A 12,562-nucleotide genomic window follows, 5' to 3' on the forward strand; every position below is an offset into this window, starting at 1 on the left:
GTACAAAGACGATATGAAACTAAAAAACCAAAATGTGGCCACGGTAAATTAATTGGGTTATTTTTTTAAGAAAAACATTTACTTCGAATTTATGCAGAACAGCTCTTAGAGGGGCTGTTTTTTTGTTATACTAAATGCTGTTTTGAAAAAGGTATCGCATTAGGGATGGGAATGGCATCCTTTTCTTTTCCTTCTTTTTGGAAAAGAAAAGATACAATGTACAGCCCGACCTCATTGTCGATAGATGTTCTATGAGAATCAAATTTTGTGCAATGAGGTAATGCCCTAATGTAGAATTTACTTGATTTTGATGAAATTGTGAGGAGAGAGTAGACTTATTTATACTTTATATTCTAGTTTTCTATGCAGGTATTCGGAATAGAAACCTGATAGTATTAAGGCTATGACAGTACTCAGTCCAAAAAAGGAATTTATGTATATCAATGGATCTTCGGAAGTGACTACGACAAATGAGCCATAACCTAAATATCCATAGATTGAAGATAGTAGTGCAAAGAGGGATGCCAAGATAGATACTCCTCTGATTCTAAATCGAAATGTAGCCCATAATAATATTAAAATAAACAAATATTGGTCATCTGAGTGATCGAAAGCGACTAAAACGCACACACTAACTGTCGCTAATCCTAGTGCAATGGCTTCAAAAATAGAAGTAGAAATGATTTTTATGTGATAGCGGTAGAACCAGGATAATATAAAAGGGGTTAGTAATATCGTGCCTATTAAATCACCTTGCCACCAAGTTGTCCAGTTGGAAATAAAATGATTAGGAGTGTTTAATCCAAAGTGCGATATTGCAGTGACACCTAATAACGAACAAATAGCACAATAAATAATACTAACTCCTATTAAAATGATTATACTATAGCCATTTCGCAAAGGGTATTCTCCTTTATTGAATACATCAATTAGGTAAGCGGCTATAGCTGCACCTATTACAACTCCTGTAGCTACAGAACAAGCCGATAATATAGTTTCGAGCAATGATTTGTCAAGCATCTTGCAGACGGCCCAAAAAGAAAACATATTGGCAACAAAAGAACCAGTCCAGATTCCAATTAAAGCTTTACGGCCCATAATTATTACTGCAGCAAGAGCAAATCCTGCTTCAGGAAAAATAGGTGAAATATTATCTGGAGAAACGGTTATTCGAAAACTTAAAAAGGCAAGTATATTGTAAAGAAGAGCTACAAAAATAATTTTAAATAAAGAAGATTTTAAAAAAAAAGGAGTATAATAATCGTTTGTAGCTAATTTTGACATAATGGACAGTTTTTTTATTCTTTGAAATTCAGAAATTAATGAAACAAATTTAGTGTTTAAAATTTAATTGTGTTTTTTTTCCTAATTCAAATATTGTGCTGAAATTAAAAAAGTTTTAAAAATTATCACTTCTTGGTTTTCTCTATAGAGGCTGTAGTATCAGGAAAGTTTTGATTAAGGCAAAGAGTTTATAAAAAAAGAGACTGTCTTTGGACAGCCTCTGTATTGTTTTATATGATATTCAAATTACATTGTAAAAGGAAATACAATTCCGTTTTGAGTGTAAGTTCCTTTATTATCGCAATCTCCAGTGCCATATTCAATCGTGCCATTTAAAATGGTGCTTTCTACTTTTAGTTTTCCTTTAGAGACATAATCGCAAGAGAAATTTTTAACTAATGGCTCTACAACAGTTAAAGTGATTTTGGCACCATTTTGTTTAGTAACAGTGTGAGTTCCTTCTGTCATTTCATAAGTGTTGTCTTCTAGAGCAAGAGTAGAAACGCCAGCAGTTTGTTTTACGGTGTGAGTTCCTGAGTTTTGGTATACATCGCCTTTAGTATCTGTAAAAACCCCTTCGGTTACTGTTCTGGTCCATTGAGGTACATTTGCTGTAGTTGTATTTTTATACACAATTTTTCCTTCAACTTTGTTGCCGTTTACATAGTAATTTACTCTTTCTACAGTCATAGTACTACCTGTTTCTGTAATATAGCCAGAAAAAGTGATTTTTAATTTTCCTTTTCTAGTAATGCTATTAGTAACGCAACCAGCACCAAAATCTACATAGAATGTTTTAGGGAAAGTAGATGTTATCGGGTCCATTGTTACAGTTGCGCATGAACCTGTTAAAGATTTTCCTGTTTTTTTTGCAGTTAATTTATCGAAAGATACTTGGTTTCCTGATTGAATATCCATTTCATTTATTGCATCAATAGACGCTGATGCTACTACTGGACTATTGTCGGTTGCACTCAAAGAATCTTCTTTAGTACATGAAACAAATAAAAAACAAGTAAAGGTAAATGTGGCTAATAAATAAAAGCTTTTCTTCATAAAATTTTAATATTTAGTTAAGTTTATTGTGTTGGGTAGGCAAATTTATTATTTTAAATGAATTATTGATTGAAATGGTTGTTAAATATTGAAGGAAACGTTTTTATTATGTTATTTTCATTTAAAAATCGTACATATAGAATTGTTTTAGGATGTCAATAGTAAGTAATTGTTTGTCAAAGCAAAATAAGATTAATGTATTTTGAAATGACTCGAAACATTTGGTAGTTCAGCCAAATCAAGTTCTAATTCTGTGGCTCCATTGTCTGCAAATGCGCCTACTGTAAAAGAACCATAAGCATAAAAATTCAATTCAGCAGATTGTTTATCTATTTTTACCAGTTTGAAAGGGGGATCGCCAAATGTATTGTGTAAAGCGAATAATACCAAGTCGCCATTTTTTAATGGATTGTTTTTTGGATTTGTGGACACTATTTGTAAGTTTATTTTGTACAATCCTTTTGCTTCTTCAAAAACTGTAGCTTTTAATTCTCGTTCATTGTTTAGGGCATTATTTTTCCATTGTCCTTTTTGAGGATCGTCATGATTAAGGATTAGGCCTTTTTGTAGTTTTAATTTGGCTTCACTTATCATTTTATCTACGTATAACTCTATGTTTTCATCTTTAATTTCATCGGTTTGGACTAATTTTTTAACAATTGTTTCAATTTTATTTTTAGACAGCGTAGGTTCATTGACTTTATCTATTAATGTTTTTGTCAATTGATCTTTTTCTTGGACAAGACTTTGTATTTCAATAATTCGTTTGTCTTTTTGTTGATTTTCTTGCTTAATTTCAAGAACTTTTTCTTTTGCCATTTCCAGTTCTATCCGAATCAAATTATCGTCAGCGTGTTTATATTTATTAGACAAAACCAATCGCATATAATTGTATCCGATATATATACCCAAAAAACCGAAATACACCACAATGCCAATGGTGTACACATTCAATAATTGACCTGTATATTTTGAAGATTCTTTCACATATTCCCCAAGTGAAATTAAATATCCTGGGATTTCTTTTAGATTGACTAATCCAATCCCTACAATTATTTTGGTTAACCAATCTGAGATTTCGACCAAACTATTATTGAGAGAATAGTTGTTTTCCTTTTTATTGTTTCGTTTGGGCATACCGAATAAAGTACCCGTAAAAAAAGAACTTATAAAAGCGGCAATCCCAAGTAAGAGACCTATAAAAAGAATTTTTCCGCCCATCTCCGGAATTGTGATTGGGAAACCAATAACGGGTACCATTCCTAAAAAAAGGCCCATATATAAAGTAAGTAAGACCGAAGTTTCAGCTTCTTTTCCTGTGCTTTTTTTTTCTTCTAATTCCTTTTCTTTTAGACTTTTATTTTCGTTGTTTGTCATAAGTGTAAAGTTTTAATTAATTCTAAATCAAGATCAGTTGTAGGTTGGTTGTTAAGCTGAATTATTCAATAAGAACAAATACTCATGTCCCGAAAATTACAGGAATGTTTCAAAAGAAGAAATAAAGATTAATGTATTTTAAAATAATAATAAAGTATGCGTTTATTTTTTTTATGTCTTAAAATTAAGTAAAAAAATGACATAAATGAAGTGTAAGTGCTTATTTTACAGGAATATAATTTATATTTTGTTTGAAATAGAAATAAAAATATAGAATTGCAGAAAATAAAAAAACCTGCAATTGTTGATCCTTGCAGGTTTAGATTCTCCTTTAAAAAAGGATAAAATTATTTGATTAGATCAAAACTTCTTTTCACAAAAGCGGTCAAAGCTTCTCCTTTTAATAAGTTTTGAGATAATTTAGCTAAATCTAATGCTTGTTTTACCAAGCTTTCTTGAGCTGATTTGTCTTTGTTGTTCAATATGCTTGTTGCTAAATCAGAATTGGTGTTTACTACCAAATTATACATTTCCGGCATATTTCCTATTCCGAACATTCCCCCACCACCAGACTGACTCATTTCTTTCATTCTACGCATGAATTCAGGTTGCGTAATAATAAATGGAGCCGCTTCGCTGTCTAACGCCTCTAGTTGTACTGTGTACGTTTGTTTTGGGACGATAGTTTCAAGAACAGTTTTTAAGCTTTCTTTCTCTTCGTCAGATAATTTTGAAATAGCAGCGTCTTCTTTCTTGATTAAGTTATCAATATGGTCTGAATCGACACGAACAAAATGCAACCCACTGTTATCGCCTTCAATTTTCTGAATTAAATGAGAAATAATAGGAGAGTCCAAAAGCAATACTTCGTATCCTTTGTCTTTTGCAATTTCTATATAAGAATGTTGTGCTTCTTTATTTCCAGCATATAAAATAACCAACTTTCCGTCTTTGTCTGTTTGTTTTTCTTTCAGATTATCTTTTAATTCTTCAAGAGTGAAGTATTTGTCGTCAACTGTTGGGTACAAGACAAAAGCTCCAGCTTTTTCGTAGAATTTATCCTCAGAAAGCATTCCGTATTCGAGAACGATTTTAATGTCATTCCATTTTTGTTCAAAATCCTCTCTGTTTTCGTTAAATAAAGATTTTAATTTATCAGCAACTTTACGAGTGATATAGTTGGATATTTTCTTAACTGCACCATCAGCTTGCAATCCAGAACGGGAAACATTCAAAGGAATATCTGGAGAATCAACTACACCGCGAAGCATCATCAAGAATTCAGGTACAATTCCTTCTACATTATCGGTTACATATACTTGGTTTTGATACAATTGAATTTTGTCTTTCTGAATTTGTAAGTCAGAACCCAATTTTGGAAAATATAAAATACCCGTTAAATTAAAAGGATAATCAACATTCAAATGGATATGAAACAACGGTTCTTCGAATTGCATCGGATACATTTCACGGTAGAAATTTTTGTAATCCTCATCAGATAATTCTGTCGGTTGTTTTGTCCAGGCAGGATTTGGATTGTTGATGATATTGTCCACTTCTACTTCTGTAAAAGCATTTTCTTTGTCTTCAGACTCAACAAATTCACCTTTCTTTTGTTCTATTTTTTCTTTTTTGGTTCCAAATTTAATTGGAATAGGCATGAACTTATTGTACTTATTCAATAAGCCCGAAATTTTAAATTCTTCCAAAAATTCAAGAGAATCTTCGGCGATGTGTAAAATGATTTCAGTTCCTCTGGTAGTTTTGTCAGCTGGCTCAAGAGTAAACTCAGGGCTTCCGTCACAAGTCCAGTGTGCAGCTGGTTCGTCTTTGTATGATTTGGTGATAATTTCCACTTTTTCGGCAACCATAAAGGCAGAATAAAAGCCAAGTCCAAAATGTCCAATAATACCAGAATCTTTGGCAGAATCTTTGTATTTGTCCAGGAATTCTTCGGCTCCGGAAAAGGCAACCTGATTGATGTATTTTTCTACTTCATCGGCTGTCATACCAAGACCTTGGTCAATGATGTGGATTTTTTTGCCTTCTTTATCAATTTTAACTTCAATAATCGGAGAACCATATTCAACTTTGGCTTCACCAATACTGGTAAGGTGTTTTAATTTTAAAGTCGCATCGGTTCCGTTTGAAATCAATTCACGCAAGAAAATTTCGTGATCACTGTATAAGAATTTCTTGATTAAGGGAAAGATGTTTTCAACCGAAACATTAATTTTACCTGTTGTCATATTTTAATTTTTTTAAAGGTTTTACAATCTGTTTATTTAGCTTTCAAATAGAGTACCAATTGCGAGGGAAGTGACAAATTGTCGTAAGTAAATTATATAAACAAAAAAATAAATTTTAATAAATTTGATATGTACCTTTGTACTTACATTAATTTAAAATTGAAAAAAAATGAGGAAAATTCTTTTAATATGCACTATAGCCATTTTGGTTTTTGCATGTAAATCTGCGTCTACTATCCCTGCTGCCCCGGAGCCAGTTTCTAATGCTCCTATGACAAAATTAGATAAGACTTCTCAAGTAGGTATGAAAGGAAATTGGCAAATTACGAATGTTAGTTATCCAGGTTCTGATTATATTAAAGTAAACTCTTTTAATCTTGCTGACTCGAAATGTTTTGTAGGAAGTACATGGAAGTTTATTTCGAACAATAATAAAGGGAATATGACATTGAACAGTCCTAATTGTACCGCTTTTACATCTGACATTACTTGGTATGTGAATAAGGAAGGGCAGTTTGTTCTTAAAATTTTAGACGAAGGATTGAAGTCTAAAAAGGTGAAAACAGGTTTTATTCTAGGAGTTAGAAACCAAACAGAAACTTCATTTGAATTGATCGACAAAATAAATGTAGGCAACAACCCAACTGATGTTGTTTATCAATTCCAAAGAGTTAATTAAAAATATAATAAGATAAAGATGAAAAAAATAACGATTTTAGGATTAAGTAGTTTATTGGTATTGAGTTTTCTTTTTACAGGTTGTGATTCTGTAAAGAATGCCAATAACACACAAAAAGGAGCTGGAATAGGAGCTGTTGCAGGAGGAGTTCTTGGAGCAATTATTGGAAACAATACTAAGCTTGGAACTGCTGCTGGTGCCGCCATAGGTGCTGCTGTAGGAGGTGGTACCGGAGCTTTGATTGGTAATAGTATGGATAAACAAGCAAGAGAAATAGACGAAGCACTTCCTGGTGCTGATGTTGAGAGAGTAGGCGAAGGAATCCGTTTGGTTTTAAAAGAAGATGCAGTACGTTTTGATTTAAATAAATCAACTTTGACTTCTCAAGCCAAAACAAATTTGGATAAATTGGTTCCAGTGTTTAATTCGTATGCAGATACTAACATTGAAATTTTTGGTTATACAGATAATACAGGTAAACCGGAATACAATTTAACACTTTCTCAAAAAAGAGCCGAATCAGTAAAAGGATATTTAATCTCTAAAGGATTAGCGGCTAGCCGTTTCAAAACATCTGGTTATGGAATTGCAGACCCAATTGCCTCAAATGACACCAAAGAGGGTCAAAGTCAAAACCGTCGTGTTGAATTTGCCATTACTGCAAATGCCAAAATGATTGAGGAAGCAAAAAAGAAACAATAGCGACTTCTTAGAATAACGAAAAAAAACTGCTTTTATAAAGCAGTTTTTTTTTGGATATAAATGAATTATCAACAATTTTTTTTTAGTAAAGGGACTATATTTGTTCTCTCAAATTTTAATGTCATAGAATGCTTCAAATTCAAAATATTTCATTCGGCTATACTGAAAAAATCATTATTCAAAATGTAGATTTCACGGTTGCCAAAGGACAAAACATTGCTATACTTGGTGAAAGTGGATGTGGGAAAAGTACGCTTTTAAAGCTTATTTACGGGATGTACGATTTAAATGAAGGACACATTTTTTATAATGAAACGGAGATTCGAGGACCCAAATACAATTTGATTCCAGGGGTGCCATTTATGAAATATTTGGCGCAGGATTTTGATTTAATGCCCTATGAAACCGTAGCTGAGAATGTGGGTAAGTTTCTTTCGAATGGCTTTTTGCCTCTGAAAAAACTGCGTATTCAGGAGTTGCTGGAAATGGTTGAAATGACTGAATTTGCTAATGTAAAAACAAAATTATTGAGTGGCGGTCAACAACAACGCGTTGCATTGGCTAGAGTTTTGGCCTTGGAGCCAGAAGTTTTATTGCTTGATGAACCTTTTAGTCATATTGATAATTTTAGAAAAAATGCATTGCGCCGAAATTTGTTCGCTTATCTAAAGAAAAAGGGAATTACTTGTTTTATAGCCACTCACGATAGTACCGATGCTCTTTCTTTCTCTGATGAAACTCTTGTTTTGTATCAAGGACGAATTATAGAAAAAGGTCCTTCAGCAGATGTATATAATTATCCCCTAAATAAATATGTCGCATCCCTTTTTGGAGAAGTGAACGAACTGAGATTGTCACAATTGATGCCAATAGACGGAGAGGATGAAATTATTCTATTGTATCCGCATCAGTTAAAAGTGAATGAAAACGGGTCTTTAAAAGCAGTTGTAAAGCAGTCTTTTTTTAAAGGAAGTCGTTATTTAATAAAAGCGGCTTTTGATAGAAAAGCTATTTTCTTTGAACATGAAACAGCCTTAGAACTCAATCAAGAAGTCGTACTGAAGATTTCCTAGTGTGTTAGAAATCAACAAAGTCATTTATATTAGGAAGAGCTATGTTTACGACTGTCTCTTTTTTTGAACTTAATTATTTAAATAAATCTGTTTTTTGGACACTTAGCCCTTATGGAAACCGCAACCTTTTTTCTCGTTTTTCTCGAGAAAAAAAGATATAGTTTCCCGATAGCTGTCGGTAAACAGGAAATAGCTCCCAAAAATTATATTCGCATATTGCTAAAAATTCAGTAATTTGTAGCCGAATATTTTAAAGTATATTTAAATTTGCACCCTTGATTTTAATAAAACAACAAAACTATGTACCATTCAAAAATAACAGGTTTGGGATATTATGTCCCAGAAAATGTAGTGACTAATGATGATTTGTCTAAGATTATAGACACCAATGACGAATGGATTCAGGAACGCACAGGGATTCAGGAAAGACGACATATTATACGCGGTGAAGATACAACCACCTCAATGGGTGTAAAAGCTGCCAAAATTGCTATGGAGCGTTCTGGTGTAGCTGCGGAGGATATTGATTTCGTCGTTTTTGCAACGCTAAGCCCAGATTATTATTTTCCAGGTCCAGGAGTTTTAGTGCAACGTGATTTGGGTTTAAGAACTGTTGGAGCATTAGATGTGCGTAATCAATGTTCGGGTTTTGTGTATGCTCTTTCTGTAGCGGATCAATATATCAAAACAGGAATGTACAAGAATATTTTAGTAATTGGTTCCGAAGTTCAATCTACTGGTTTGGATATGACTACTCGAGGGCGTGGCGTTTCGGTGATTTTTGGTGATGGGGCAGGAGCTGCTATTTTGAGCAGAGAAGAAGATTTGACTAAAGGAATTTTATCAACACATCTACATTCTGAAGGAGTACATGCCGAAGAATTGGTTGTAACAGCTCCAGGAATGGGAGGCCGTTGGGTAACAGATATTTTGGCTGACAACAATCCGGATGACGAAAGTTATTATCCTCATATGAATGGACAATTTGTATTCAAAAATGCAGTAGTTCGTTTTGCAGAAGTAATCAACGAAGGTTTGGAAGCTAATAATTTACAGGTTTCGGATATTGATATGTTGATTCCACATCAAGCCAATTTGAGAATTTCACAGTTTATTCAAAAGAAATTTGGATTGAATGATGATCAAGTATTCAACAATATCCAAAAGTATGGTAACACAACCGCAGCTTCTATCCCAATTGCCTTGACCGAAGCTTGGGAACAAGGGAAAATAAAATCTGGAGATACTGTGGTTTTAGCTGCTTTTGGAAGTGGATTTACTTGGGCAAGTGCTATTATAAAATGGTAATATATTCTTTTATTGATTAAAGAATTCGATAACTGTCGAAATAAAAGCTCACAATAACATTATTTTTAAACACAAGAAACCCCAGAGTTGGCATACTCTGGGGTTTCTTTTTGGGTAACCTATTATTAAAACTAATTTTTAAAAACCACCACTTCCTTGGGTCTCATTCTTATCTCTTTCTTTTCTTTGAATTGCTTTGTTTTTTCCAGTTCCAAAACGATAATTGAATCCTACATAGGCAGTTTGACTTTCCCAATGGAATTCACCAGTTTGTACTTTGGGTCTTGTAGCATCAAAAGCAAAATGCATACTATCAAGTAGATCACTTACTCTGGCAGTTATGGTACCACTTCCCTTAAGAACGGTTAGGCTAGAACCTAAATCTATTTTCCACATTGGTTTTCTTAGAAATTGCAGTCCTAAATCTTCTCCACGATACATTCCTGTCAATTGAAAACGTAAATTTTTAGATGCTTTAAAGGTGTTGCTTATGCGAGAGTTAAAAGTTGTAACATCAACTTCCACATATTCTGTTTCTACATACCCTTTGGTTTTTTTGTTGTATAAATCAAAACTAATATTGGCCGTATACCATTTTGTAAAGTCTAAATTTCCGGAAAGTTCTACTCCAAATGCATTGTTGTCGCCCAAATTGGCATAAGACAATATTTGTCTTTCAGGATCAGTTGGGTTTTCATTAAGAGTTCTTGAGATTTCGTCATTGATTTGACGGTAAAACACTCCCGAAGTGATGGAACCTATTTTTGTTTTTCGAGTATAATTTAATTCAACCGAATTGGTAAATTGAGGATATAAATTTGGATTACCTTCTGAATCTATTAGTGGTGTACTCCATTCTCGGATAGGATTTACTTGATCAATACTTGGTCTGTCTACACGTTTTGAAACACTCAAATTGAAGGAGTCATTATCATTTGGTGCATAATTTAAAAAACCCGAAGGATACACGGTAAATAAATTATCATTAAAAGTGCCATCGGCTTCATTCACTTTTTTGAATAAAGCATCGGCATTGTATTTTTCAAAACGAGCTCCAACTTGTGCATTCCATTTTTTCCACTGTTTTGAGATTGTGGTATAGGCAGAATAAATATTTCTTTCGTAATTGAAATTAGAATTATAGGCACCATCCAAAAGGAAGTTGTTTTTGGTGTTTTCAATGCGAGTTTCTAATCCTGCTTCCAATTTGATGGTTTCTGTCAAAGGATTGGTATAATCTAAATTGAGTAAAACATTCTCTCCTTTATTGGTAATGTCATTCGTTTTAGGAGTGTTGAATACACTATTTTCGGTATTGTCGTTGTTGCTGTAATTGCCTTCAAATTCAAGAGTATGTCCTTCTTTTTTGAATTTTTTCTTGTAATCTAAATTATAGGTTTGTGTGTAATTATCGTTTTTAGTGTCCAGTAATTGATTGATACTTGGTTTAGGAGGGGTTGAAAAATCTACATTTACTTGAGATTTTCCATTTTCATTACTGATGTTTTGGGTGGTATAGATAGAAATAGTATTGGTGTCATTCAAATAAAAGTCAAGTCCTACTTTGGCTAAGTGCGATGTATTCTCATTTGAAAAATCAAATTTTTGAGTGTTTTCAATAGCTCCATTGTCATTGAACGTCTCTACTTGTCCATGATTGTGATGCTTACCGGTAGTTAAACCATAATTGGCATACATATTCACTTTTCCATTGCGGTAATTTACATCAAAAGAAGAATTTGTTTTGGGAGTTTCACCAAAAGTCACACCACCATTTATACTTCCGTTAAAACCTATTTTGGCGTTTTTGTTTAAAACAATATTGATGATTCCGCTCATTCCTTCGGGATTGTATTTGGCCGATGGATTTGTGATTAATTCAATTTGTTTGATTGAAGTAGATGGAATTTGCTGCAATAGCTGAGCCGTATCAACAGTACTTGGTTTACCGTCTACAAATATACGAACATTTGAATTTCCTCTAAGGCTCACCGCATTGGTTTGTGGATCGACACTTACCGAAGGAATATTGTTCATGATTTCGGCAGCAGTAGCTCCTGCACTCAATAAATCTTTGCCGACATTGATGATTTTCCGATCTGTTTTTTGTTCGATTAAGGAATGCTCTTTGATAATGTCAACTGATTGCAGCTCTGTAGCTTCTTCTTCCAGTAATATTTTTATAGTTGAATTCTTTTTCTCGGTATTCAATTCTAAAGAAGTGGAATATTTTTTGTAACCAATGAATTCTACCTCCAAGGTATATTTTTTCAATTCTAGATTTTTAATGGAAAAGGTTCCATTTTCGTCAGCAACAATTCCGGTAACCAATTTGCCAGCATCTTTTATTACTATTGAAGCAAATTGTACGGGCTGGTTTGTTGTTTTGTTTATTACTTTACCCGAAATAATTCCCGGGTTTTCGGCATGTGTTATTCCTATAAAACTCATTAGGAATACAATTAATAGTTTAGTCTTCATGATTTGATTTTTGATTGATGATTTTGATTGATGATTTTCCATAAGACTGTTTTGTCTTCTTTTTGTAACACATTTTTAAAAATAAATTTTAAAATATTTGGATATTTTATTTGAGTGCTTTGATTTTTAGGAGATTCGATATCTATTTTTTTCTAATTTAAAAGTCATTTTTATAGTCTAATGGATCTGTGTTTCGGAAGATTTATTATAAATGGATACAGTTTGCATCCAATATCGCCTTGCATTGCATATGATAATCCGTTTTTAGAAACATTACAATACAGAATGCTTTTTCACTTTCCATATTTGGCGAATAAGCCTTATATTTGCACACTTAAAAAAATCAAGTATCC

The 12,562-nt window shown here is 33.0% G+C and carries 9 protein-coding genes; 4 read left to right on the forward strand and 5 right to left on the reverse strand.

Annotated elements, in window-relative coordinates:
* Positions 1–339: 339 nt before the first annotated feature.
* From KZH69_RS16990 to htpG, 4 genes are all read right to left on the reverse strand, one after another.
* Entirely contained in the window at positions 340–1,284 is a 945-nt protein-coding gene (locus KZH69_RS16990; RefSeq protein WP_219318677.1) for an MASE1 domain-containing protein, read from the reverse strand.
* A 246-nt stretch (positions 1,285–1,530) separates the two neighbouring features.
* The gene (locus KZH69_RS16995) at positions 1,531–2,340 is read right to left on the reverse strand and encodes a hypothetical protein (protein WP_219318678.1); all 810 of its coding nucleotides are present in this window, start codon (positions 2,338–2,340) and stop codon (positions 1,531–1,533) included.
* Between the two features lie 192 nt (positions 2,341–2,532).
* On the reverse strand, positions 2,533–3,717 hold the full coding sequence (locus tag KZH69_RS17000) for a pYEATS domain-containing protein (RefSeq protein ID WP_219318679.1): 1,185 nt from the start codon (positions 3,715–3,717) through the stop codon (positions 2,533–2,535).
* 347 nt (positions 3,718–4,064) lie between these two features.
* Positions 4,065–5,966 (reverse strand): molecular chaperone HtpG, encoded by a 1,902-nt coding sequence (htpG, locus tag KZH69_RS17005; protein ID WP_219318680.1) that lies wholly within the window; start codon positions 5,964–5,966, stop codon positions 4,065–4,067.
* Positions 5,967–6,135: 169 nt separating this feature from the next.
* Between htpG and KZH69_RS17010 the strand changes: the two genes are divergently transcribed.
* The 4 genes from KZH69_RS17010 to KZH69_RS17025 all read left to right on the forward strand — a co-directional run bounded on the left by KZH69_RS17010 (position 6,136) and on the right by KZH69_RS17025 (position 9,728).
* Complete coding sequence (locus KZH69_RS17010; protein WP_219318681.1) at positions 6,136–6,645, forward strand: lipocalin family protein; 510 nt, start codon at positions 6,136–6,138, stop codon at positions 6,643–6,645.
* An 18-nt stretch (positions 6,646–6,663) separates the two neighbouring features.
* The gene (locus KZH69_RS17015) at positions 6,664–7,347 is read left to right on the forward strand and encodes a YiaD family glycine zipper/OmpA-like lipoprotein (RefSeq protein ID WP_219318682.1); all 684 of its coding nucleotides are present in this window, start codon (positions 6,664–6,666) and stop codon (positions 7,345–7,347) included.
* A 128-nt stretch (positions 7,348–7,475) separates the two neighbouring features.
* Positions 7,476–8,420, forward strand: coding sequence for an ABC transporter ATP-binding protein (locus KZH69_RS17020; protein ID WP_219318683.1), 945 nt, complete (start codon positions 7,476–7,478; stop codon positions 8,418–8,420).
* 300 nt (positions 8,421–8,720) lie between these two features.
* Entirely contained in the window at positions 8,721–9,728 is a 1,008-nt protein-coding gene (locus tag KZH69_RS17025) for a 3-oxoacyl-ACP synthase III family protein (protein ID WP_219318684.1), read from the forward strand.
* Positions 9,729–9,866: 138 nt separating this feature from the next.
* Here KZH69_RS17025 and KZH69_RS17030 read toward each other — a convergent pair whose 3' ends face one another.
* The gene (locus tag KZH69_RS17030) at positions 9,867–12,209 is read right to left on the reverse strand and encodes a TonB-dependent receptor (protein WP_219318685.1); all 2,343 of its coding nucleotides are present in this window, start codon (positions 12,207–12,209) and stop codon (positions 9,867–9,869) included.
* Between the last annotated feature and the right edge of the window lie 353 nt (positions 12,210–12,562).

The sequence above is a fragment of the Flavobacterium taihuense genome, from assembly GCF_019351435.1.
Taxonomy (GTDB): domain Bacteria; phylum Bacteroidota; class Bacteroidia; order Flavobacteriales; family Flavobacteriaceae; genus Flavobacterium; species Flavobacterium taihuense.